Genomic DNA, 23,496 nt, shown 5'->3' on the forward strand with positions numbered 1-23,496 from the left:
CGATTCTAGGGTTGGGGCCGTGTCACGATGGTGTCGTCCGGGGACGGGCCGTCACCGTCAGGCTGACGCCCGCATGACAGCGCTTGACAGCCACCCACCATCGATGGCACCACAGAGTCAGGGGCTCGTAAGAGCCCCTTTCTAAGGTGCCGGCAGTTTTCCATCCTGACCCACTGACCTGTCGGAGACAAGCACATGAGCGAAGCAGACATCAAGCTGTACAACCCGAGCGCTGCGGCCCAAGCCGCCGCCCATGTGTCCGGCATGGCCGCCTACCAGGCCCTGGTCGACGAGGCCGAGCGCGACTACGAGGGCTACTGGGCCCGTCTGGCGCGCGAGATGCTGGCGTGGAAGACCCCGTTCACCAAGGTCCTCAACAGCGACAACTCGCCCTTCTTCAAGTGGTTCGAGGACGGCACGCTGAACGCGTCCTACAACTGCCTGGACCGCAACGTCGAGCGCGGCCTGGGCGACAAGACCGCCATCATCTTCGAGGCCGACGGCGGCGAGGTCACCAAGGTGACCTACAGCGAGCTGCTGACCAAGACCAGCCAGATCGCCAACGGCCTGAAGAGCCTGGGCATCGTCAAGGGCGACCGGGTCGTCATCTACATCTCCATGTCCATCGACGGCGTGGCCGCCATGCAGGCCTGCGCCCGCATCGGCGCGACCCACTCGGTCGTCTTCGGCGGCTTCTCGGCCCAGTCGCTGCGCGACCGCATCGAGGACACCGGCGCCAAGGCCGTCATCACCGCCGACTTCCAGGTCCGTGGCGGCAAGCAGCTGGCGCTCAAGAGCATCGTCGACGAGGCGATCGCCCTGGGCGGCTGCGAGTCGATCCGCAACGTCGTGGTCGTCAAGCGCACCGGCGCGCCGATCAACATGACCGCCGGCCGCGACCTGTGGATGGACGAGCTGACCGCTGGCCAGTCGACCACCTGCGAGCCGACCTGGGTCGAGGCCGAACACCCGCTGTTCCTGCTCTACACCTCCGGCTCGACCGGCAAGCCCAAGGGCGTCCAGCACAGCACCGGCGGCTACCTGCTGCATGCCGCGCTGACCACCAAGTGGACCTTCGACCTGAAGGCCGACGACGTCTTCTGGTGCACCGCCGACATCGGCTGGGTCACCGGCCACACCTACATCACCTACGGCCCGCTGGCCCTGGGCGGCACCGAGATCGTCTTCGAAGGCGTGCCGACCTACCCGGACGCCGGCCGCTTCTGGAAGATGATCCAGGACCACAAGGTCTCGATCTTCTACACCGCGCCGACGGCGATCCGCTCGCTGATCAAGGCTGCCGAGGCCAACGATGCCGTGCATCCCAAGAGCTACGACCTGAGCAGCCTGCGCCTGCTCGGCTCGGTCGGCGAGCCGATCAACCCCGCCGCCTGGGAGTGGTACCACCTGCATGTGGGCGGCGGCCGTTGCCCGATCGTCGACACCTTCTGGCAGACGGAGACCGGCGGCCACATGATCACCCCGCTGCCGGGCGCGACGCCGCTGGTGCCGGGCTCCTGCACGCTGCCCTTCCCGGGCATCCAGGCCACCGTCGTCGACGAGACCGGCAAGGAAGTGCCGTGGGGCCAGGGCGGCATCCTGGTCGTCAAGAAGCCGTGGCCGTCGATGATCCGCAACATCTGGGGCGACCCGGAGCGCTTCAAGAAGTCCTACTACCCCGAGGACTTCAAGGGCCAGCTCTACCTGGCCGGCGACGGCGCGATCCGTGACGCCAAGAACGGCTACTTCACCATCACCGGCCGCATCGACGACGTGCTGAACGTGTCGGGCCACCGCATGGGCACGATGGAGATCGAGTCGGCGCTGGTCAGCTGCACCGAGCTGGTCGCCGAAGCCGCCGTGGTCGGCCGTCCGGACGACACCACCGGCGAGGCCATCTGCGCCTTCGTCGTGCTCAAGCGCCCGCTGCCGGTCGGCGACGAGGCCAAGGCCATCGCCAAGCAGCTGCGTGACCACGTTGGCAAGGAGATCGGCCCGATCGCCAAGCCCAAGGACATCCGCTTCGGCGAGAACCTGCCCAAGACCCGCTCGGGCAAGATCATGCGCCGCCTGCTGCGCTCGATCGCCAAGGGCGAGACGATCACGCAGGACACCAGCACGCTGGAGAACCCGGCGATCCTGGGGCAGCTGGGCCAGAACTACTGATCAAGGCTTCCCGCCTGACCTGCAACGCCCCGCCCTGCGGGGCGTTTTTCATGGGCGCTTGAGTTCCGCAAACGGCCCGAACAGCCATGACCGCATCCCGATGACCAGCGTGTAGGGCCGCTTGTGGGCCTCGGCCAGTCGCTGGTCGGCGAGGTGTTGCTGGGCAAAGTCCTGGGCGACCCGGGCGAGGCGCTCGTGGAAGGCGCTGGCCTGGGCATGGCCGATCTCGCCGTGCACCAGCGTCAGCAGTTCGCCCTCGGCGTCGAAGCCGCCGGCGTAGTAGTCGGGCACGACGGTGCTGCGGAAATAGTCCATGACCGGGCCCATCGGCCGCCAGCGGAAGGTCTTGGCCAGGCGCAGGCGGTAGCGGTTCAGGGGCTTAAGCTCGATCACGCCCAGCCGGTCGAGCTGCACGAAGTAGCGCACCAGCTCGGCCTCGTCGTAGCGGTAGCTGGCCAGCACCTGTTCGAAGGTCCACTGGCTCAGGCAACAGATCGCCGCCAGCAGCAGCTTGCGGTCGGCCACCACGGCACGTTCCTGGTCCAGCGTCAGCTCATGGCGGGCCGGCTGCTGTTCGGCCACCCGGCGCGCCAGTTCGGCGAAGTCGGTGCGCAGCACCTGGCAGATCGCGTCGATGCGGCTGAGCGGCATGTCGCCCTGCGACAGCATGCGCTTGACGCTGGACTCGGCCATGCCGAGCGCCACCGCCAACTGTGCATAGGTGATGCCGGCGGTCTTCAGCTCGCGCTTGAGGACCTGGATCAGGTCGGCGGTGGTCGACATCGGTGCAGTCCTTCCCGGGCAAGCCCGCAGCGGCTTCGGTATCTCAAAACGATACCGATGGTGCAGATCGATGATATGTCGTGCCTTCTCGTTGCACCTTCGGGTCAGCCCTTGCACGATGCATTCCTCGACACCACCCCCACGAGGAATCACCATGAAGACCTTCCCGCTGACGACCTTCCCGCGCCGCCTGCTGGCGCTCGCCCTGTCCGCGGCGCTGCTGAGCGCCGCCCCGGCCCAGGCCCAGGCCCAGGGCCGCGCTGGCGATGCCGTCGTCGACGCCAGCGCGGCGTCGTCTGCGGCGCTCAGCCTGCCGGTTGCGCTGGTCGCCTCGACCGGCCTGGTCGTGCTGGGCGGCGCGGCCGTGCTGACGGTGGTGGCCGTGCAGGCCTCGGCCACCGGCACGGTCTGGGTGCTGGAGCGGGCCTCCGATGGCGCCCGTGTCGTGCTGCGCTTCTCGGGCCGTGTGGCACGCGGCGCGGCCATCGGCGCCGGCACGGCCTTGAGCGTCACCACCATCGCCGCCGGCACGCTGCTGTCGGCCTCGGGCGAACTGTTGTGCTTCGTGCCGAACCCGCAAGCCAGCGCGCTGATGCACGACCAGCGCCTGAGCTGGTGAACGCCGACCGTCCCACCCGCCCTACCCGCCCTACCCCCATGACCCGCACCACCACCCAAGCGGAGACCCCCATGACCCCCACGACCCCCATCTGGACGCGCGTTCGCTTGACCTTCACCGCCCTGGCGCTGGCATCGCTCGGCGCCATCGCCTCGCCCGCCCTGGCCGGCCAGAACTGCGAGGCCCGGCCCCTGCGCACCGAAGCCGTCGCCCAGGCGCTGGAGCTGGCCAGCCGCGTCGGCGACGCGCTCGATGCCAGCGGCGCGCGGGTCGTGCTGCTGGCGCGCGCCGGCCGCAACCTCGACGAATGGGGCCTGCGCTGGTCGCACATGGGCATCGCCTATCGGGACGACGCGGCCGGCGGCTGGCTCGTGGTGCACAAGCTCAACGCCTGCGGCATGTCGACCGGCAACCTGTTCCGGCAGGGCCTTGGGCCCTTCTTCCTGGATGACGTGTACCGCCACGAGGCCGGCATGGTGGTGCCCACACCGGCGCTGCAGGCCGCGCTGCTGCCGCTGCTCAAGGACGATGCGCGGGTCACGACCCTGCAACACCGGCCCTACAACATGGTCGCCTTCCCCTGGTCAACCCGCTACCAGCAGAGCAACCAGTGGGCGCTGGAGACGCTGGCGATGGCCGCCGAGCCCGGCATCGTCGACCGCGCCGGTGCGCAGGCCTGGCTGCGCTTCAAGGGCTACCGGCCGACGGTCCTGAACATCGGGCCGATGAAGCGACTGGGCGCGCGCATGGGCACCGCCCACATCGCCTTCGACGACCACCCGGACGCCGATCGCTACGCCGACCGGATCGCCACGGTGACGGTCGAGTCGGTCTTCGGCTTCGTCGCCAGCGGCGGCTTGGGCGCTCCGATGCAGGTGCTGCGGTGAGCGCCGCGCGCCCCGGGCAGATCCGAGGCCTTGCACCACAATCGTCGTCCGCAGGTTCGACCGCAACCCGAGGTGATCCGTCCATGACCCACGCCACACCTTCGACCGAGGCCAGTCAGTTCGACCTGCTGCGCCAGCGCCGTTTTGCGCCCTTCTTCTGGACCCAGTTCCTCGGCGCGGCCAACGACAACCTGTTCAAGTTCGCCTTCACCGTGCTGGTGACCTACCAGCTGCAGGTCGCGTGGTTGCCGGCCTCGCTGGCCGGGCTGGCGATCGGGGCGCTGTTCATCCTGCCCTTCGTGCTGCTGTCGGCCACCAGCGGCCAGCTCGCCGACAAGTTCGACAAGGCCCGCGTGATGCGCGCGGTCAAGAACCTCGAGATCGCCATCATGGCGTTGGCCGCCTGGGGCTTCCTGCTCGATGACGCCGGCCTCAAGGTCAGCGTGCTGCTGGGCTGCGTCTTCCTGATGGGCCTGCACTCGACGCTGTTCGGCCCGGTCAAGTTCGCCTACCTGCCGCAGCACCTGGACGAACACGAGCTGACCGGCGGCAACGGCATGGTGGAGATGGGCACGTTTGTCGCCATCTTGCTGGGCAACGTGGCCGGCGGCCTGCTGATCGGCCTGCCGGAGATCGGCGCCAGCGCCGTGGCCGTGGCCTGCCTGGCTGTCGCCGTCGCCGGCCGGCTGGCGGTGCAGCGCGTGCCGGACACGCCGGCCACCGATCCGGGCCTGCGCATCAACATCAACCCGTTCACCGAGACCTGGGCCAACCTGAAGCTGGCCCACGGCAACCGGGTGGTGTTCCGCTCGCTGCTGGGCATCTCCTGGATGTGGTTCTTCGGCGCGGTCTTCCTGAGCCAGTTCCCGTCCTTCGCCAAGGATGTGCTGCACGGCGACGAGCGGGTGGCCTCGCTGCTGCTGGTGGTGTTCTCGATCGGCATCGGCGTGGGCTCGCTGCTGTGTGAGGTGCTGTCGCGCCGCCATGTCGAGATCGGCCTGGTGCCGCTGGGTGCCATCGGCATGAGCGTGTTCTCGATCGACCTTTACCTGGCCACGCGAGGCTTGCCGCCGATCGACGCCGGCATGTCCCACACCCTCGGCAGCTTTCTCGCCCAGCCGGCGCACTGGCGCCTGATGCTGGACCTGGCGCTGCTGGCGCTGTCGGCCGGCCTCTACAGCGTGCCGATGTATGCGCTGATCCAGCTGCGTTCGCCGGCCAGTCACCGGGCCCGCATCATCGCGGCCAACAACATCCTCAACGCCCTGTTCATGATCGCCAGCTCGCTGCTGGCCGGGCTGCTGCTGTCCTCGGGCGCCAGCATCCCGCAGGTCTTCCTGGCGACCGGGCTGGCCAATGTGCTGGTGGCCGGCTACATCTTCCTGCTGGTGCCGGAATACCTGCTGCGCTTCGTCGCATTCGTGATGACGCACGTCGTCTACCGGGTGCGGCTGCGCGGTGACACGCACCTGCCGGTGCAGGGCGCGGCGATCGTCGCGGCCAACCACGTCAGCTACGTCGATGCGGTGCTGCTGATGGCGATCAGCCCGCGCCCGATCCGCTTCCTGATGGACCACCGCATCTTCGCGGTGCCGGTGCTGGGCTGGCTGTTCCGGCTCGCCAAGGCGATCCCGGTGGCGCCGCAGAAGGACGATCCGGTGGCCTATGAACGGGCTTTCGAGCAGGCCCGTGCGGTGCTGGCCGAGGGCGACCTGCTGGGCATCTTCCCGGAAGGCGGCATCACCCGCGACGGGCAGTTGCAGCCCTTCAAGGGCGGCATCATGAAGATCGTGGCCAGCCACCCGGCGCCGGTCGTGCCGGTCTCGCTGCGCAAGCTCTGGGGCTCGACCTTCTCGCGCATCGAGGGCGGACAGGCGATGGCGAGGCCCTTCCGGCGTGGCATCTTCAGCCGCGTGGAGGTGCTGGTGGCCGAGCCGATCGCGCCGGAACACCTGTCCCCGGAAGGTCTGCGGCAGGTCATCCAGCAAGGCCTGGATGTGCCGCTGCCGCGACGCCGGCCACAGACCGGCATGGCATGATCCGCGCCCCGCGCCGGAACCCGAGCATCCGGCGGGCTCCCTCCACCACCACTAGCCCCGCACCATGGACCTGAAGCTGCCGATCACCATCAACGACGAACTCAGTGACGACGTCATCGAGTCCACCGGCATGCTCGACCTGGCCAGCGGCGAGATCCGCGACGTGAAGTACCTCGAACACGATCTGGAGGCCGACGGCTTCCCGGCCGAGTCCGAGGACTATGAGTTCACCTGCGGCATCCTGCGCAACGGCAACAAGGAAGTCGAGTTCCGCATCGAGGTCGACGTGGTCGGCCGCAAGTACTCGATCACCCCGACCGAGTTGCTCGAACTCAAGGGCCGCGCTGCCAAGCTCTTCACCGCCCCGCCGCCGGAAGTGGCGGCCGCAGCAGCGGCGGCCGCAGCGAAGGCGGCCGCGAAGAAGCGGCCGCGCAAGTGATCTGACGAGCTGAAGAGCTGAAGAGCTGAAAAGCAGGTAGCCGGCTCGGCGCCCGGCCCCCGCTGGCCGCGATCAGCGCCAGACGGCCGGGATGCCCAGCGCCGTCTTGCCCGGCGGCACGTCCTTGGTGACGACCGCGTTGGCGCCGACCTTGCAGCCATCGCCCAGGCGCAGCCCGCCGATGACCTTGGCACCCGAGCCGATGAAGACGTCGTCGCCGATCACCGGCACGCCGCCGCGGTTGTCGCCGATGACGACGCCGCTCTCGATCCAGACGTTGCGCCCGCCGCGCACGGCCGAGTTGATGACCACGCCGACAGGGTGGATCAGCACCAGCCCCGGGCCGAACTGCGTCTTCACACCGATGACGCAGCCGTTGAGCCATTTGTTGAGCACATGCGGCAGCAAGGCCAGCGGCGCCAGCCGCCAGCGCACCAGCTGACCCTGCAGGCGCACCAGCACATTGGCCAGCGTGCCGTCGGCCAGGATGGCCTTGGGCAGCGAACACGGCGTGCCGTACTGACCATAAAGGGCCTGCTTGGCGCGCAGGTCCGACATCAGCAGCGTGAACATCGCGTTGCCGTGTTCAGTGGCCAACCAGCGACTTGCGGAAGGCCAGCAGCTGCAGGATGTTGTGACGCCACTGGCGGTTCTCGGCGACGTAGTGGCGGGCGGCGGCGCCGACCTGCTTGAGCGTGGCGACGTCCTGGCTGTGCTGCAGCACCATCTGCACGGCCTGTTCGAGGTCACCGGCCTTGAACATCCAGCCGGTCTGGCCGGCCTGGACCACTTCCTGGATCGGCTCGAAGTCCGGCGCGATCGGGGCGATGCCGCAGGCCATGAACTCGAACAGCTTGACCGGCGAGGTGTAGTCGCCCGCGCTGGGCAGCACGGCCATGTCCATCGCGGCCAGCAGGCCCGGGACCTGGTCGTGTGCGACGCGACCGGTCATGACGACCTGGTCGGACAGGCCGGCCTCGGCGACGCGGCGCTGGACCTCATCGAAGGTGGCCCCGTCACCGACCAGCAGCAGGCGCAGGTGCGGCGCGGCCTTCAGGCGGTCGGCGATGCGGTAGACGAACTGGTCGATCGCATGCCAGGGCACGAAGGCGCCGAGGTAGCCGCAGACCACATGGCCTTCAAGCTTCCAGTGCGCCCGCGCCTCGTCGCGCTGCGCTTGCGTGAAGCTGAACTTGTCGATGTTGGCCGCATTGGGCGTGACGATGGCCGGGGCCATGGTGCCGTGGGCCTTGAGCAGCCGGTCGCGGAAGACGCCGGAGACAAAGACCAGCCCGGTGGCGTGGCGCACCACCCAGCCCTCGATCCACTTGGCCAGGCCGAGGAAGAACAGCGGCCGGACGCGGTAGACCATCGCCGAGTCGTTGATCTCCAGGATGATGGGGATGCCGCGTGCCCGCGCGATCAGCACGGTGATGAACATGAACAGCGAGTAGCGCTCGTAGATCAGCTCAACGTCGCGGTGCGCGTTGAGGTACTGGCGGATGCGCCAGCCGGCCACGAGGTTGTAGCCCAGCTCGGCCAGCTCGAAGAAGGGTTCGGGCAGCTTGGTGACCCACTTCATCCAGGGCCGCGCCTGCTGGGTCGGCGACATGGCCTTGGGGCTGGAGTAGGGATCGGCGCCCGGCAGGGAGATCACGTCCACCGCCACGCCTTCGGCCTTCAGCGCATCGGCGATGCCGCGGATGTGCACGCCTTCCACGGCCTTGCCCTGGGTGCGGTGGTGGTAGAGCACGCGCTTGAGCGGCGCTGCAGCGTTCGTCGTCATTCGGATTCCTCGGGTCAGGCGCTGTCTTGAAACCGGCCGCATGGTAGGCGCAGGCTTTCGCGGCCCGAACCTGCGGAGCGTGGCGGATCGCCGCTTTCCGGGCCGGATCGTGATCGCCGCTGCCTCCGGGCCGAAATCGCTGCGGCGATGCGTGACGCAGTCCCCGACTCGACCGGCTGTCCCCCGGGTGGACACCAGTAGCATCCGGCGCTGTCCTGACGGTACCTGCCGATGAGCTTCGCGCTGTTCCTGACCTACGTCTTCCTGAGCTTCTTCCGCCCCATTGAGCTGTTCTCGCCCGCACTGGGCGAGTACCGCCCGATGCTGATCCTGTGGGGCATCGCCTTCGTGCTGGCCTTCGGCCGCGCGGTCACGCGCCGCGAGATGGCCGGCCGCGGCCTGCACCTGTGGCTGCTGACGGGCCTGTGCACGATGGTCGCGCTGTCGCAGATCTTCGCCGGCTGGGCCGGTGGTGCCACCCAGGCGCTGTCGGACTTCAGCCCGTCGGTGATGCTGTTCGTGCTGGTGCTGCTCAACGTCACCAGCCTGTCGCGCCTGAAGGCCACCGTGGCCGTCCTGGCCTTCTCGATGCTGTGCGCAGCGGGCATGAGCATCCACGCCTACCGCTCGGGCGCATACGCCAGCCAGCTGGTGCTTCGGCAGAACTCGCCGGCGATGGACGAGGCCGAGGACCAGGGCCGCGACATGACCGCCGCGCAGGCCGCCGAGATGATCCCGGCGCAGGACACCTCCGGCTGGTTCCTCTGGCGCATCCGCGGCATGGGCTTCCTCAACGACCCGAACGACTTCGCCCAGACCCTGGTCGCCGTGCTGCCGCTGCTGTGGATCGGCTGGTCCCAGGGCCGCTGGCTGTTCAACCTGCTGCGGGTGCTGCTGCCGGCTGGGCTGATCGGCTACGCGGTCATCCTGACGCAGTCGCGCGGCGCGCTGGTCGGCTTGGGCGCGATGGGCATGATCGCGATCGCCCGGCGGCTGGGCACCACCCGCACGCTGGTCCTGGGCGGCGTGCTGGCGGCGGTGGCGATCGCCGGCAGCGTGGTCGGCGGACGCGGCTTCAGCTCCAAGGAACGCTCGGCCGAAGAACGCATCGAGGCCTGGCAGGTCGGCCTGCAACTGCTGCAGTGGCGACCGCTGTCGGGTGCGGGCTTTGGCAACTTCACCGATCACAACCCGCTGACGGCGCACAACTCCTTCGTGCTCGGCTTCTCCGAACTCGGCCTGGTCGGCTACTTCTTCTGGATCGCCCTGATCGTGCTGGCCTACAAGGGCCTGAGCCGCCCGCTCGATGCCTTGTCGCGGCTGGCGCCGGCCAGCCCGGCATTGCGCGTCGCGACGCTGATGCGCGCCTCGCTGGTCGGCTTCCTGGCCTGCGCCTGGTTCCTGTCGCGCACCTATGCGCCGAGCCTGTTCTTCATGCTGGGCCTGTGCGTGGCCGGCGGTTGGGTCGCCCGTCAGGCGATTCCCGACGAGGCCGTGCGCGACGACCTGGCCGTGATCCCGTGGCGTCGTGACGCCCTGCTCTTCCTGATCGCCACCATCCTGGCGGTCTATGGCTTCGTGCTGATGCACCGCTTGTCCGGTGGCGGTGGCTGAGCGCTGGCCCGCCCTGCGCCACGCCACGCCTGCCTGCATTCCTTCACCCCCAACACCCACCTGCCCATGCTGCGCATAGCCGTCGTCACCCCGATGCTGCCCGTCCCTTTCGACCAGACCCGGGGGCGCTACATCCACGAGACCGCCCGCGCGCTGGGCAAGCTCGCCACGGTGCGGACCTTCTTCCAGACCCTGCAGTACCCGAAGCTGCCGGGCCTGCGCTCGCGCAGCTTCATCTATGGCGAGGTCGGCGCCGACTACCGGCTCGACGGCTGCGACGTCGAGACCTACACCTACCCGGCACTGCCGGTGCTCACGCGCGGCCTGAACGGCCACCTCGCCAGCCGGGCGCTGACGCCACGGGCGCGCCGCTTCCAGCCCGATGTGATGCTGGGCTACTGGGTCTACCCGGACGGCTACGCCGCGCTGCGCACCGCCCGCGCGCTGGGCATCCCCTGCGTGATCGGCGCGCTGGGCTCTGACATCCATGTGCGCGACGGCCTGAACGCACGCATGACCCGCGCAGCGATCGACGGCGCCGATGCGCTGGTGACCGTCAGCGAGGCGATGCGCGGCTATGCCATCCGTAACTTCGGCGCCGCGCCCGAGCGGGTCCACACCGTCGTCAACGGCTTCAACACCGCCGTGTTCCGGCCGATGGACCAGACCGCGCTGCGCCAGAAACTCGGCGTGAAGGCCGACGAGAAGCTGATCGTCTACGTCGGCCGCTTCGTCGAAGCCAAGGGCATGCGCGAGCTGATCGACGCCTTCACCACGCTGGCCCGGCGCGATGCGCGCGTCACGCTGGCGCTGGTCGGCGACGGCACGATGAAGGACCAGCTGCTCGATCTGGTCAAGTCGACCGGCCTGACCGGGCGGGTCCACCTGCCCGGCGGCCTGCCGCCCGAGCAGGTCGCCGAGTGGATCAACGCCGCCGACACGCTGACCCTGCCGAGCTGGAGCGAGGGCTATCCCAATGTGGTGGTCGAGGCGGTGGCCTGCGGCCGACCGGTGGTCGGCACCGACGTGGGCGGCATGCGCGAGATCCTGGATGCGGACAACGGCCTGCTGATCCCGCCCAAGGACACCGCCGCGCTGACCGAGGCGCTGGCCCAGGTGCTGGCCCGCGACTGGGACCAGCAGGCCATCGCCGCGCGCATCCGCCGCACCTGGGACGACGTCGCGGTCGACACGCTCAAGGTCTGCGAGGCGGTGGTGGCGCAGCGCCGCGCAGCGCCCAGGAAGTGATCAGGGCCCCTTTTTCGGTGTTATTCCCGCGCACTTCTGCGCAGTGGTTCCGGCTCCCGGCACTGGTCTGCCAGCGGTGCCGCTCTGCCGGGAAAACCCGATGCTAGAGTGCCGCGACCGGCAGCATCCCACCTGCCATCGACCCGTGTCCCGACCCTCGGCCTCGCCGCTCGGACCCCGGCTCAAGACCCTCAAGACCCCCACCTATCCATGAGCTTCCTGCTCGTTCTTGCCGGCCTGCTGCTGGCCGCCTTCCTCGTGCTGGTCGTGTTCATCCGCCAGCGCAACATCCATGTCTGGCTGCGGGCCTGGATGCGGCAGGACTGGCGTGCCCGCACGCCCGTCCCGGCCGGCACCACGAAGCACGTGATCTTCTGCTTCGTCGACCACTACGAGCCGCAGTGGAAGCAGCCGAGCTACGAGGTCGAATGCCAGCGCGTGCAGCGCTGGGTCGACGACTACCCCAAGCTGTGCGCCGGGCTGAGGGACGCGGACGGCCGCGAGCCCATCCACAGCTTCTTCTACCCGGGCGAGGAATACCGCCCGGAGCACCTGGACAAGCTGGTCGACATCTGCCGCATGGGCCTGGGCGAGATCGAGATCCACCTGCACCACGACAAGGACACGGAAGCCGGCCTGCGCGAGAAGCTGCAGTCCTTCACCCGCACGCTGGTGGACCGCCACGACGCGCTGCCCGTCGATGCGAAGACCGGCCAGCCGCAATGGGCCTTCATCCACGGCAACTGGGCGCTCGACAACGCCCACCCGGACGGCGTGGGCTGCGGCGTCGACAACGAGCTGATCGTGCTGCGTGAAGAGGGCTGCTACGTCGACTACACGCTGCCGGCCGCGCCGGACCCGTGCCAGACGTCGACGATCAACAGCATCTACTACGCCAAGGACGATCCGCACCACTGCAAGTCGCACGACACCGGCTCGCGCGTGAAGGTGGGCGGCAAGCCCGATGGCGACCTGATGCTGATCCAGGGTCCGCTGGGGTTCATGTGGCACAGCCGCAAGTTCGGCCTGATCCCGCGCATCGAGAACGCCGACGTGCGCACCAGCTCCCCGCCGACGCCCGCACGCATCGACCAGTGGATCGAGACCGGCGTGCACGTCGAGGGCAAGCCGGAATGGATCTTCGTGAAGATCCACACCCACGGCACCCAGGAACGCGACACCGACACGCTGCTGGGCCCGAAGATGCGCGCCGGCTACGAGTACCTGCTGGGCAAGTACAACGACGGCCGCGAGTGGCAGACCCACTTCGTCAGCGCGCGCGAGATGTACAACATCGCCAAGGCCGCCGAGGCCGGCTTGCCCGGCGCGCCGGGCCAGTACCGCGACCTGGTGATCCAGCGTCCGGCCTACGCGCCGCGAGGCTGATCGATGGGCGAGACGCTGAGGCTGGCCCTCGAGGTCGTCGCCTGGGGCGGCATCGGCGCGGTGGTCTATTCCTACGCGCTGTTCCCGGTCGTGCTCTTCCTGGTCGCCGCGCTGCATCAGGCCGGCCGTGACGCAGCCTTCGTGCTGCGCAAGCGTGACCGCCGCAAGGCGCTTGACCGGGTTGACCTGGACTGGCCGCATGTGGCGGTGGTGATCTCGGCCTACAACGAGGAACGCCACCTGCAGCAGCGCATCGACAACCTGATGGCGCTGGACTACCCGGCCGACCGGCTGCATGCCTACATCGGCTCGGACGGCAGCCGCGACGGCACCGCAGCGATCCTGACGGGCCAGGGCGACGAGCCGCGCCTGAAGGCCTTTGCCTTCGAGGTCAACCGCGGCAAGGCCAGCGTGCTCAACGACCTGGTCTCGCGCGGCGACGAGCCGATCCTGGTCTTCTCGGACGCCAACACCTTCTTCCGGCCGGACGCGCTCAAGCGCCTGGTCGCTGGCTTTGCCGACCCGGGCGTCGGCGGCGTCAGCGGCGAGCTGCGCCTGATCGGCGCGGGCGGCGACAACCAGGACAGCCTGTACTGGCGCGTCGAGCAGTTCCTGAAGTTCTTCGAGGCCCGCATCGGCGCGCTGCTCGGCGCCAACGGCGCGATCTACGCGATCCGCCGCAGCCTGTGGAAGCCGCTGCGCCCGGACACCATCTGCGACGACTTCTGCGTCGCGATGAACGTCGCCGCCGCGCGCTCGCGCCTGCTCTACGAGCCGCGCGCCTGGGCCGAGGAAGAGACGCCCGAGCGCATCGGCGAGGAGGTCAAGCGCCGCATCCGCATCGGCATCGGCAACTTCCAGGCCCTGGTGCGCCACCCCGAATACCTGCTGCGCACGAGCTGGGCGACGCGATTCGCCTACCTGTCGCACAAGGTGCTGCGCTGGATCGCCCCGCACCTGCTGATCGTCGCGATGGCCGCATCGGCCGCGCTGGCGGTCGAGTCGACCGGCTGGCGCTGGGGCCTGCTGGCTCAGGCGCTGAGCTACTTGGGCGCGGCCGCCGCGCTCGGCCTGACCCAGCGTGGCGTCAAGCTGCCCAAGGTGATCACGCTGGCCGCCTTCCTCTATGCCCTGAACTGGGCCTTCCTGGTGGCCTCCTGGCGCTATGCCACCGGCCGCTACGCCGGTTCCTGGGCCCGCAGCAGCCGATGACCTCCGGCGCGAAGCCGGACCCCGAACCGACAACCGAATCCCACGGCCGCAGCCCCAGCGGCCCCTCGAACCCGAAGGACCCCCAGGTGCTCAAGATCGCCATCATCGGCTGCGGCAAGATTGCCGATGGCCACGTTGAACAGATCCGCGCAACCGGCCGCGGCGAGGTGGTCGCGGTGTGCGACCGCGAGCCGCTGATGGCCGAACAGCTGGCCGTGCGGCTGGGCATCCCCGGCCAGTACACCGATGCCGCGCAGATGCTGGCCGAGTGCCGCCCCGACGTGGTCCACATCGCCACGCCGCCGGACTCGCACCGCTTCCTCGCCGAGCTGTGTTTTGCCGCCGGCTGCCACGTCTTCATGGAAAAGCCGTTTGCGCTGACCGAGGCCCAGTCGCGCGAGATCGTCGTGCTGGCCGAGCGTGCCGGCAAGCAGGTCGGCGTCAACTACCTCTACAACTACGAGCCGCCCGGCCTGGAGCTGGAACAGTGGGTCGCCGGTGGCAAGTTGGGCGAGATCGTCCACCTCGACACCAGCTATGGCTACAACCTCGCTGGCGACTACGGCCTGGCCGTCATGTCCGACCCCAACCACTGGGTCCACCGCCTGCCCGGCAAGCTTTTCCACAACGTGCTGGACCATGTGCTGGCCAAGGTCGTGCCCTTCCTGGGCGACGAGATCGAGACCCGCGTGCTGGCCTTCCGCCGCCGTGGCCTGACCGGCTCGGCCATCGTCGACGCGATGCCCGATGAGCTGCGCTTCGTGCTGCGCAGCGGCCACGTCACCGTGACCGGCAATGTCAGCGCCCACGGCCGCCCGGTGCAGCACCAGCTGCGCGTGATCGGCACGCAGGAATCGCTGGAGCTGGACTACACCGCCCGCACGCTGGTGCGCACCGCCCGCTGGGCCCAACCCAGCGCACTGGGCCGGCTGTTCCCGGCCTGGGTGCAGGCCAAGCAGTTCGCGGGCAACGGCTGGCGCAACCTGGGCCGCTTCCGCCGCCACGAGTACCACTACTTCCAGTGCATGCGCGAGCTGCTCACGCGCTTCTACGACGCCGTCGAGGCCAAGGGCCCGCCACCGCTGCCGACCGCGCAGATCCTGCGCGTGACCCGCATCATCGACCAGATCGTCGCCGGCATCGCCGCCCAGGAAGCGGGCCAGAACGCCGCACCGACCGAGGCCCACGCATGAAAGTCCTGCTCACCGGATCGGCCGGTTTCCTTGGCCGCCAGATCGCCCGCAGCCTGCTCACGCTGGGCGTGACCGACCTGCGCCTGCATGTGCGCAACGTCGGCCCGAGCGCCCAGGTCGATGCGCTGCGGCGCGACTTCCCCGCCGCCACGATCGAGGTCGTCGGCGCCAACCTGCTGAGCCGCCCCGCCGTCGACGCGGCGCTGCTGGGCGTGCACACCGTCGTGCACGCGGCAGCCGGCATGAAGGGCGCGGCGGCCGACATGTTCGCCAACACCGTCATCGCCAGCCGCAATGTCTTCGAGGCCGCCGGTGCGGCCGGCGTCAAGCGCCTGGTGCTGATCAGCTCCTTCTCGGTCTACAAGACCGAACACCTGCGCGCGGGCGCGACGCTGCATGACGACAACCCGCTGGAGCCGGTCGGTGTCGACAAGGGCCCCTACGGCTATGCCAAGACCCGCCAGGAACACCTGCTGGCGCAGTGCAAGGCCCGCCACGGCTACGAGACCGTCGTGCTGCGTCCGGGCGTGATCTACGGCCCCGGCGGCGGTGCGCTGTCGCCGCGTGTCGGCCTGAACGTGATGGGCTGGTTCTTCAGCCTGGGCGGCGCGGCCACCTTGCCGCTGACCTATGTCGACAACTGCGCCGACGCGGTCGCGCGGGCCACGCTGCACGCGCCCGATGGCGCGGGCTACAGCGTCGTCGACGACGCGTTGCCGAGCTGCAGGGCCTACCTGGACGGCTACCGCCGCCACGTCCGCAAGCTGCGTGTGATCCCGGTCCCGGGCTTCCTGTTCCGCTGGGGTGCCCAGCAGCTGGTGGGCTATCACAAGCGCTCCAAGGGCCAGTTGCCGGCCGTCTTCACGCCCTATGTGGTGCGCTCGATGTATACCCCGCTGGTCTACAGCAATGCCGGCCTGAAGGCCATCGGCTGGACCCAGCGTGTGCCGACGCCCGAAGGCATGAAGCGGACCTATGCCTGGCTGAAGGAAGTTGGCAAGTAGGAAGCCGGCAAGTAGCAAGCCGGCAAGCAGGACGCCGTCCAGCAGGACGGCGACCCGCGATCAGGTCGGCCGCAGTTGGTAGAAGGCGTCGTAGGACCGTGCCAGCGTCGCCACCGAGCCATGCTCGCGGACCCAGGCGCTGGCCGATGCGGCCAGGCGCACCCGCAGCGACGGGTCGTCGAGCAGGCGCAGCAGCGCCTCCATCAGCGCCGAGCCATCGTCGACCGGCACCAGCAGACCGGTCTCGCCATCGCGCACGATCTCGGGGTTGCCGCCGACGTCGGTGGCGACGATGGCCAGCCGGTTGGCGGCCGCTTCCAGCAAGGCGATCGACAGGCCCTCGGTGCGCGAGGGCAAGGCAAACACGTCGAAGCCCACGGTCAGATCGGCGACGTCCCGGCGCTGGCCCAGCAGCCGCACCTTGCCGGCCAGGCCGAGCTGGTCGATGCGGGTCTGCAGCTCGTCATGCAGCGGGCCGCTGCCGACGATGACCAGCCGGGCGCGCGGCTCGCAGTCGAGCAGCGCGGGCATCTGGTCGATCAGCAGGCGGTGGTTCTTCAGCTCGACCAGCCGGCCGACCGCGCCGATCAGCAACTCGTCGCCAGACACGCCGATGGCAGCGCGGGCACGCTCGCGGCGTTCGGGCGTCCAGCCAAAGCGTTCGACCGGGATGCCGTTGAGCACGGTCACCGCGCGCGACGCATCGACATAACCTTCGCCGACGAACTTGTCGTAGACCTGCCGGCCAACCATCGCGACACCGGCGGTGTGGCGCAGCGACCAGCGGTAGAGCCGGCGCAGCCGGGCGTTGCTCAGGCGCATGCCCATGTTGTGGGTCGTGCTGACCAGCAGCGGCTTGCGCCAGAGCATCCCCCAGAGGGCGACGGCCGCGTGGTAGTTGGGCACGAAGTCGTGGCTGTGCACGACCTCGATGCGGCGCTCGCGCACCGTCTGGCGCAGCAGCCGCAGCAGCTTCAGGTCGGCCGTGCCCTGCTTGTGGCCGATCAGCACGGGCACGCCGGCGGCCTCCAGTTCGCCGACCAGGCCGGTCGTGCTTTGCAGGCTGAAGACCGCGACCTCGTGGCCGATGCGCTTCTGTTCGATCGCCAGGTCGGTCACGACCCGCTCCAGCCCCCCGAATTCGAGGGAATCCACCACGTGCAGGACGCGCATTCCGAGGGCTCTCCGCCTTGTTGACATCACCAGACCGGACAATCCGGCGGCGCATGCTAGCGGAGGGTCCGCAGCATCCCGGGGCCGCTGTCGCGGCGCCGACACCCTCAGGAGTTCACATGCCACGCAACGCCCGAAAAACTGCATCCGGCCTGTGGCTGGCGGTGCTGGCGCTGGTCGGCAGCCTGCCCGGCAGCCCCGCGATGGGCCAGCGCGTGATCGTGCCCAGCGCCGAATCGGGCACCGAGATCCCCGGCGCCATGCCGGGCGGTGGATCGATGATCGGCGAGCCGTCCGGCGCCTCCGGTGGTGCGGCGGCGATCGGCACCTCGACGAACTTGCCTGCGACACCCGCGAGCACGACAGCCACCAGCACGACCGCATCCAACGACGCACCCTGGCCGCCCGCGCCTCAACCCCCAGCCCGCGACGACGGCTGTGCCGGCCCGCTCAAGGGCAGCGGCACGACCTACGACGTCGGCCCCGGCCAGCCACTGGCCGAACTCGAACAGGTGCCGTGGCTGAGCCTGCAGGCCGGTGACGTCGTCAACATCCACCACCGCGAGCAGCCCTACCGCGTCAAGGCCGGCATCCGAGGGCAAGGCACGGCGCAGGCGCCCATCGTCATCAACGGCGTGACCGACCGCGACTGCCGCCGGCCGGTCGTCAGCGGCGAGAACGCGGTGACCGCGCAGGACGCCCGCGCGCGTCGCCACTTCAGCAAGCAGTACACCGAGAACCTCGGCGTGTTCTTGCTCTACAAGACCGGCAGCGACCCCTACGGCTGGCGGCCGCGCCACATCCAGTTCCGCAACCTGACGATCACCGGCGGCCACCCGACCAAGACCTACACCGCGCAGGACGGCAGCACCGGCACCTACGGGCGCGGCGCGGCGGGCATCTACGCGGTCACGGTCGACCACCTCTTGGTCGAGAACTGCGAGATCACCGGCAACGCCAATGGCGTGTTCGTCAACAGCAAGTCGCGCGAGGAAAGCAGCGACACGGTGATCGTGCGCAACAGCCGCATCCACGACAACGGCGTGGTCGGCAGCTGGTTCGAGCACAACCTCTACGTGCAGGTGCGGCGTGCGCTCTATGAAGGCAACTACATCGGCCAGCTGATCCCGGGCGCACGCGGCTCGTCGATGAAGGACCGCTCCAGCGCGACGGTGATCCGCTACAACCACATCGTCGCGGCGGCCCGCGCCATCGACCTGGTCGAGATCGAGGGCGGCGTGCCGCCGGTGCTCGATGACCCGCTCTACCCGCATGCCTGGGTGCACGGCAACCTGATCGAGGACCACGCCAAGGCAGGCGCCGGCCGGGCCTGGTCGGTCAAGCTGATCCACTGGGGCGGCGACAACGACCCGCGCTACTTCCGGCGCGGCACGCTCTTCTTCACCCAGAACACCGTGCGCATCCGGGTCGACCGGGCCGATGCCTGGTACGTCGGCCTGTTCGACCTGCCCGGCCCGGAACAGCGTGTGCTGATGCGCGGCAACGTGGTCCAGAACCTCGGCACCACCGAGCTGCGGCTGGGCCTGGAGCGCGGCACGATCGAGTTGGCCGACACCAACCTGTTCGCCGGCAAGCGGGTCGACGGCTCGCCCGGCCATGACCTGCGCCTGCGCATCGGCGGTCGTGCGCTCGATGTCACCGATGCCGGTCTGGACGACAGCGGCCGCCCTCGCCCCGGCGCACCGGGCAATGACCTCGGCCGGCTTGCTCCGCTGACGATGCCCGCCGGCGCCTCGACCGAATCGCTCGCCATCACCCACCAGTACGCCGCCCCTGGCCGTCTGGTGCCGCGTCTGCAGCAGGGTTCGGCACCGGACCTGGGGGCCTTCGAGCTCAGGCCGTGAGCCAGCGCCGGCAGGGCAGGCGCCTGTAGCCGGATGTCAACAAGCGCGTCGATTGGTCAGCTTGGTTGCCAGCTGGCGACCACTCGGGTGGGTATCGGGGCCCCATCTGGGGCACAGGCTGTTTCAAGATCCTTCAAACGGCGCGTGAACTCCTTCACGGCTGCCGGAAGACGAACCGCCTGACTTGTCCGGGCACAAGCGCCGCGCCCGGATTTGCGTGTCAGGTGTAAGCGGCGGGTTCCGGGCGGCCGCGCTTACCTTTGGGCCCTTTGTTAACCGGCCCTGTCCGAGGCCCGCCGATAGTGATCCCACGACAACACGGTCCGTCCCCACCGGGACCGACACGACGAAGGGATCACCGATGAACACGAGCAACACGAGCGACGCGAACCAACGCCGCACCCGCATGCTGGCCCTGTCGATGGGCTGGATCCTGCTGGCTGGAAGCCTGAGCGCCTGCGGCGGCGGCGATGGCGACGCCAGCGCCGACACGGTCGCCAGCGCCGACACCTCCGCCACCGATGCCGAGGCCCTGCGCCGCCGTCGCTGGACGCCGCCGTCTCCCACGCCGGCCCCGGCCCCGGCTCCCACTCCGGCCCCGACACCCGCGCCCACTCCCGCGCCCGCCCCGGCCCCGACGCCGGCCCCCACTCCCGCGCCGACGCCAGCTCCGGCGCCAACGCCGTCCCCAGCGCCCGCGCCCAGCACCGGTGGTGCCGCGCCTGCCGTGCTGGGTCTGGCGGCCTGCCTGCCTTCGGGCGTGGCCGGCGCGACCGACTACCAGGTCGGCCCGGGCAAGACCTACACGGCGCTGCAGCAAGTGCCCTGGGAGAGCCTGAAGGCCGGCGACACCGTGCGCATCCACTACAGCGCCACGCCCTACAAGGGCAAGTTCCTGGTCACGGGCCAAGGCACGGCGGCCGCGCCGGTGCGGGTCTGCGGCGTGCGCGGCCCGAACAACGAGCGGCCGATCATCGACGGCAACGGCGCCGTCAGCCGGACCCAGCTCGCCTCGGCCTACGGCAGCAGCGCCAGCGTCAGCGACATCCACCAGAACCGCTCGATCATCGTCATCAAGCAGCTGGCCTCGCAGAGCTACCAGAGCTACCCGCAGCACATCCAGATCGACGGTCTGGCGATCCGCTCGGCGCACCCGAGCTACACCTTCACCGATGCCAGCGGAGCGACGAAGAACTACGCCATGTTCGGCGCCTGCATCTGGGTCGAGCGCGGTCACAACGTGACCATCGCCGACAACGAGGTGAGCGACTGCCAGATGGCGATCTTCAGCAAGTCGACCGATGAAGGCGACTTCGCCCGCACCCGCAACCTGCGCGTGGCCGGCAACACCTTCAGCAACAGCGGCATCGCCAACGACTGGTTCGAGCACACCACCTACCTGCAGAGCGTCAACCTGGTGCTCGAATACAACCGCTACCTGCCGATGCGCAGCGGTGCCACCGGCAACCAGCACAAGGACCGCTCGGTCGGCAGCGTGATCCGCTACAACTACATTGAGGGCGGCGCGCACAGCCTGGACCTGGTCGAGGCCGAGGACTACTACCAGTACGCCGTCTCCGACCCGGCCTACCGCAGCACCTGGGTCTACGGCAACGTCCTCAAGCAGGGCACCGGGGCACGCGCCTTCGTGCACTACGGCGGTGACCACTTCGGCTCGACCCCGGGCGCGAACTGGGGCGAGGGCATCTTCCGCAAGGGCACGCTCTACTTCTTCAACAACACCACCTACGCCACCGGCACGATGCGGCTGTTCCGCATCTCGACGACCGACGAGACGGTGCAGGCCTGGAACAACGTCTTCAACGGCGACGGCGCGGTGGTGCTGCGTGAATCGGAGAACGACGCGGTCGGCGCGAGCTGGGTCAAGGACGGCAACCTGAACCTGGGCGTCAACTGGATCCGCAGCGGCTGGCTGGCCAACAAGGCCAACGTGACCCTGCGCGGCAGCGCCACCGGCACGGCCAACCTGCTGGTGGGCACCGCCACTCCCTACGACGCGGCCTACGCCCCGCTGACCGGCTCGGCGCTGATCAACGTCGGTACCGCCAACCTCGCCGGTGCCAGCGCTCACCCGGTCACCCGCCAGCTCGATGCCAACAAGCTGCCGGTGGTGCGCAGCGTCAACGGCGGCGTGATCGACCTGGGAGCGGTGGAGCGCTGAACACGCCCCTCCCCGCCGCCTGATCCCCACCCGACCCGACGCCACCCGGCGCCGGGTCTTTTCATTTCCGGCGCCGGATGCCAAGTCCTGCGGTGATGGATGCACGGAACACCCGTTGCGACACCCCCGACCACATGGTCAGCCACCCCGGAGCGGGCGATGCTCGATCGATTCCCCAACGGCTCCGAACCGATGCCATCCAAATCCTCCTTGTCTCCGACCCTGGCCCGCGCCCGCGTCGCCTACCTGATGCTCGCGGCCGTGTGCCTGGCCAGTTGTGGCGGCGGCGGAAGCGCGACGCCGTCGACCTCGTCGCCGGCCATCGCACCAGCGATCCTGGCGCTGACACCCTGCGCACCCTCCGGCGTGACCGGCGCGACCGACTACCAGGTCGGCGACGGACAGGCCTACACCGAACTCGAGCAGGTGCCGTGGGAGAACCTGCGCGCCGGTGACACCGTGCGCATCCACCACCGGGCGACCGCCTACAAGGGCAAGTTCATGCTGTCGGCCCAGGGCACGGCGATCGCGCCGGTGCGGGTCTGCGGCATCCGCAATGCCAGCAACCAGCGCCCGACCATCGACGGCAGTGGCGCGACGACGCGGCCCGCGCTGGAGACGCTCTACGGCAGCACGACGGTGACCGCCGGACGCACCGTGCGCGAGATCCACCAATCGCGCTCGATCGTCGTCTTCAAGCAGACCACCGCCCAAAGCAGCAGCGCCTACCCGCAGCACATCCAGCTTGACGGCCTGCACTTCACCCGCGCCCACCCGAGCTACAGCTACACCGACGGCGGCGGCGTGGTCCGCAGCTACGACCAGTTCGGCGCCTGCATCTGGGTCGAGCGCGGCCACAACATCACCATCGCCGACAACGAGATCAGCGATTGCCAGATGGCGATCTTCAGCAAGTCGACCGACGACGGCCTGTTCGCCCGCACCCACGACCTGCGCGTGGCTGGAAACTACTTTCACGGCAATGGCGTGGTGGGCAGCTTCCTGGAGCACACCACCTACCTGCAGAGCGTGAACCTGGTGGTCGAGCTCAACCACTACGGCCCGATGCGCAGCGGCGCGGGTGGCAACCAGCACAAGGACCGCTCGGTCGGAAGCGTGATCCGCTACAACCGGATCGAAGGCGGCGCGCACAACCTGGACCTGGTCGAGGCCGAAGACTTCTACGTCTATGCCACCGGTGCCGGCGCGACCGACTACCGCCGCGCCTTCGTCTACGGCAACCTGCTCAACATCGGCAGCGGCTCACGCGCCGTCGTGCACTACGGGGGCGATCACTTCACCTCGGTGCCGGGTGACAACTGGGGCGAAGGCATCTTCCGCAAGGGCACGCTCTACTTCTTCCACAACACCGTGCAGGCCAGCGCCAACGCACGCCTGTTCCGCATCTCGACCACCGAGGAAACGGTCGAGGCCTGGAACAACGTCTTCGTGGCCAACGCCGGCACGCTGTCGCTGCGCGAGCGCGAGAACGATCCGATCGGCGCGGCCTGGACGCCCGACGGCGTGCTCAACCTCGGTCGCAACTGGATCAGCAGCGGCTGGTCGCTGGGCAACGCGGCGCTGCAGGGCAGCGTCTCCGGCACGGCCAACCTGCTCACCGGTGCGAGCAGCCCGATCAGCGCATCGACCTGGTCACCGCTGGCTGGCGGCAACGTCATCGTCGACAACGCCGCTGCCACGCCAACCGCCGCCAGCGGACACCCGGTGACGCGCCACTTCGACACCAGCCTGGTGCCGGTGGCACGGCCCGTCAACGGCACGGCGGCCGACCTCGGCGCGGTCGAACGCTGAGTGGCGCGGACTGGCCCTGCGGGGCCGGTCTGTTCGAGCGATCGGCCCGATCGCCCCCTGCCTACGATGGTCTCGAGCACGGACCCGC

Annotated in this window: 18 protein-coding genes; 14 read left to right on the top strand and 4 right to left on the bottom strand. The window is 69.3% G+C overall.

Annotation, left to right across the window (positions count from 1 at the left end):
- Positions 1 to 195 precede the first annotated feature (195 nt).
- Complete coding sequence (gene acs, locus EV685_RS12845) at positions 196 to 2,166, top strand: acetate--CoA ligase (RefSeq protein WP_130482445.1); 1,971 nt, start codon at positions 196 to 198, stop codon at positions 2,164 to 2,166.
- Between the two features lie 48 nt (positions 2,167 to 2,214).
- On the opposite strand, the gene EV685_RS12850 is transcribed toward acs, so the two are convergent.
- Positions 2,215 to 2,949 (bottom strand): helix-turn-helix domain-containing protein, encoded by a 735-nt coding sequence (locus EV685_RS12850; protein WP_130482446.1) that lies wholly within the window; start codon positions 2,947 to 2,949, stop codon positions 2,215 to 2,217.
- Positions 2,950 to 3,103: 154 nt separating this feature from the next.
- On the opposite strand from EV685_RS12850, the gene EV685_RS12855 reads away from it, so the two are divergent.
- From EV685_RS12855 to EV685_RS12870, 4 genes are all read left to right on the top strand, one after another.
- Entirely contained in the window at positions 3,104 to 3,568 is a 465-nt protein-coding gene (locus tag EV685_RS12855) for a hypothetical protein (RefSeq protein WP_130482447.1), read from the top strand.
- Between the two features lie 71 nt (positions 3,569 to 3,639).
- Entirely contained in the window at positions 3,640 to 4,455 is an 816-nt protein-coding gene (locus EV685_RS12860) for a DUF2145 domain-containing protein (RefSeq protein ID WP_130482448.1), read from the top strand.
- An 83-nt stretch (positions 4,456 to 4,538) separates the two neighbouring features.
- Positions 4,539 to 6,494, top strand: coding sequence for an MFS transporter (locus EV685_RS12865; protein WP_130482449.1), 1,956 nt, complete (start codon positions 4,539 to 4,541; stop codon positions 6,492 to 6,494).
- Between the two features lie 64 nt (positions 6,495 to 6,558).
- Positions 6,559 to 6,933 (top strand): hypothetical protein, encoded by a 375-nt coding sequence (locus EV685_RS12870; RefSeq protein WP_130482450.1) that lies wholly within the window; start codon positions 6,559 to 6,561, stop codon positions 6,931 to 6,933.
- Between the two features lie 72 nt (positions 6,934 to 7,005).
- On the opposite strand, the gene EV685_RS12875 is transcribed toward EV685_RS12870, so the two are convergent.
- Positions 7,006 to 7,530, bottom strand: a complete 525-nt coding sequence (locus tag EV685_RS12875) for a serine acetyltransferase (RefSeq protein WP_207224817.1) — start codon at positions 7,528 to 7,530, stop codon at positions 7,006 to 7,008.
- Positions 7,520 to 8,719 carry a glycosyltransferase family 4 protein gene (locus tag EV685_RS12880; protein ID WP_130482451.1) on the bottom strand — a complete coding sequence of 400 codons (1,200 nt, stop codon included), beginning with the start codon at positions 8,717 to 8,719 and terminating at the stop codon, positions 7,520 to 7,522. The genes EV685_RS12875 and EV685_RS12880 overlap by 11 nt, the downstream gene beginning before the upstream one ends.
- Before the next feature lie 231 nt (positions 8,720 to 8,950).
- On the opposite strand from EV685_RS12880, the gene EV685_RS12885 reads away from it, so the two are divergent.
- The 6 genes from EV685_RS12885 (at position 8,951) to EV685_RS12910 (ending at position 16,376) form a co-directional block, all read left to right on the top strand.
- On the top strand, positions 8,951 to 10,333 hold the full coding sequence (locus EV685_RS12885) for an O-antigen ligase family protein (protein WP_130482452.1): 1,383 nt from the start codon (positions 8,951 to 8,953) through the stop codon (positions 10,331 to 10,333).
- Positions 10,334 to 10,399: 66 nt separating this feature from the next.
- Entirely contained in the window at positions 10,400 to 11,581 is a 1,182-nt protein-coding gene (locus EV685_RS12890; protein WP_130482453.1) for a glycosyltransferase, read from the top strand.
- A gap of 210 nt (positions 11,582 to 11,791) precedes the next feature.
- Positions 11,792 to 12,967 carry a hypothetical protein gene (locus EV685_RS12895; RefSeq protein ID WP_165396791.1) on the top strand — a complete coding sequence of 392 codons (1,176 nt, stop codon included), beginning with the start codon at positions 11,792 to 11,794 and terminating at the stop codon, positions 12,965 to 12,967.
- Between the two features lie 3 nt (positions 12,968 to 12,970).
- Positions 12,971 to 14,179 (top strand): glycosyltransferase family 2 protein, encoded by a 1,209-nt coding sequence (locus EV685_RS12900; protein ID WP_130482454.1) that lies wholly within the window; start codon positions 12,971 to 12,973, stop codon positions 14,177 to 14,179.
- An 86-nt stretch (positions 14,180 to 14,265) separates the two neighbouring features.
- The gene (locus tag EV685_RS12905; protein ID WP_165396792.1) at positions 14,266 to 15,372 is read left to right on the top strand and encodes a Gfo/Idh/MocA family protein; all 1,107 of its coding nucleotides are present in this window, start codon (positions 14,266 to 14,268) and stop codon (positions 15,370 to 15,372) included.
- Positions 15,369 to 16,376, top strand: coding sequence for an NAD-dependent epimerase/dehydratase family protein (locus EV685_RS12910; RefSeq protein WP_130482456.1), 1,008 nt, complete (start codon positions 15,369 to 15,371; stop codon positions 16,374 to 16,376). Before EV685_RS12905 ends, EV685_RS12910 begins: the two co-directional genes overlap by 4 nt.
- Before the next feature lie 60 nt (positions 16,377 to 16,436).
- Here EV685_RS12910 and EV685_RS12915 read toward each other — a convergent pair whose 3' ends face one another.
- A complete protein-coding gene (locus EV685_RS12915) occupies positions 16,437 to 17,549 on the bottom strand; it encodes a glycosyltransferase (RefSeq protein ID WP_165396793.1) in 1,113 nt (370 codons plus the stop codon).
- A gap of 119 nt (positions 17,550 to 17,668) precedes the next feature.
- Between EV685_RS12915 and EV685_RS12920 the strand changes: the two genes are divergently transcribed.
- From EV685_RS12920 to EV685_RS12930, 3 genes are all read left to right on the top strand, one after another.
- Complete coding sequence (locus tag EV685_RS12920) at positions 17,669 to 19,414, top strand: right-handed parallel beta-helix repeat-containing protein (RefSeq protein WP_165396794.1); 1,746 nt, start codon at positions 17,669 to 17,671, stop codon at positions 19,412 to 19,414.
- Between the two features lie 361 nt (positions 19,415 to 19,775).
- On the top strand, positions 19,776 to 21,596 hold the full coding sequence (locus EV685_RS20795; RefSeq protein ID WP_207224818.1) for a hypothetical protein: 1,821 nt from the start codon (positions 19,776 to 19,778) through the stop codon (positions 21,594 to 21,596).
- 210 nt (positions 21,597 to 21,806) lie between these two features.
- On the top strand, positions 21,807 to 23,408 hold the full coding sequence (locus EV685_RS12930) for a right-handed parallel beta-helix repeat-containing protein (RefSeq protein WP_130482459.1): 1,602 nt from the start codon (positions 21,807 to 21,809) through the stop codon (positions 23,406 to 23,408).
- Positions 23,409 to 23,496: the final 88 nt, after the last annotated feature.

Origin of the sequence: Sphaerotilus mobilis, from assembly GCF_004216565.1 — a bacterium.
GTDB classification, from domain to species: domain Bacteria; phylum Pseudomonadota; class Gammaproteobacteria; order Burkholderiales; family Burkholderiaceae_C; genus Sphaerotilus; species Sphaerotilus mobilis.

Excerpts from the sequence above, each read along its gene's own strand:
- EV685_RS12855 (WP_130482447.1), top strand. The coding sequence starts at position 3,104 with ATGAAGACCTTCCCGCTGACGACCTTCCCGCGCCGCCTGCTGGCGCTC.
- EV685_RS12900 (WP_130482454.1), top strand. The coding sequence starts at position 12,971 with ATGGGCGAGACGCTGAGGCTGGCCCTCGAGGTCGTCGCCTGGGGCGGC.
- EV685_RS12895 (WP_165396791.1), top strand. The coding sequence starts at position 11,792 with ATGAGCTTCCTGCTCGTTCTTGCCGGCCTGCTGCTGGCCGCCTTCCTC.
- EV685_RS12850 (WP_130482446.1), bottom strand. The coding sequence starts at position 2,949 with ATGTCGACCACCGCCGACCTGATCCAGGTCCTCAAGCGCGAGCTGAAG.
- EV685_RS12910 (WP_130482456.1), top strand. The coding sequence starts at position 15,369 with ATGAAAGTCCTGCTCACCGGATCGGCCGGTTTCCTTGGCCGCCAGATC.
- EV685_RS12860 (WP_130482448.1), top strand. The coding sequence starts at position 3,640 with ATGACCCCCACGACCCCCATCTGGACGCGCGTTCGCTTGACCTTCACC.
- EV685_RS12865 (WP_130482449.1), top strand. The coding sequence starts at position 4,539 with ATGACCCACGCCACACCTTCGACCGAGGCCAGTCAGTTCGACCTGCTG.
- EV685_RS12915 (WP_165396793.1), bottom strand. The coding sequence starts at position 17,549 with ATGCGCGTCCTGCACGTGGTGGATTCCCTCGAATTCGGGGGGCTGGAG.
- EV685_RS12870 (WP_130482450.1), top strand. The coding sequence starts at position 6,559 with ATGGACCTGAAGCTGCCGATCACCATCAACGACGAACTCAGTGACGAC.
- EV685_RS12920 (WP_165396794.1), top strand. The coding sequence starts at position 17,669 with ATGCCACGCAACGCCCGAAAAACTGCATCCGGCCTGTGGCTGGCGGTG.
- acs (WP_130482445.1), top strand. The coding sequence starts at position 196 with ATGAGCGAAGCAGACATCAAGCTGTACAACCCGAGCGCTGCGGCCCAA.
- EV685_RS12885 (WP_130482452.1), top strand. The coding sequence starts at position 8,951 with ATGAGCTTCGCGCTGTTCCTGACCTACGTCTTCCTGAGCTTCTTCCGC.
- EV685_RS12880 (WP_130482451.1), bottom strand. The coding sequence starts at position 8,719 with ATGACGACGAACGCTGCAGCGCCGCTCAAGCGCGTGCTCTACCACCAC.
- EV685_RS12890 (WP_130482453.1), top strand. The coding sequence starts at position 10,400 with ATGCTGCGCATAGCCGTCGTCACCCCGATGCTGCCCGTCCCTTTCGAC.
- EV685_RS20795 (WP_207224818.1), top strand. The coding sequence starts at position 19,776 with ATGAACACGAGCAACACGAGCGACGCGAACCAACGCCGCACCCGCATG.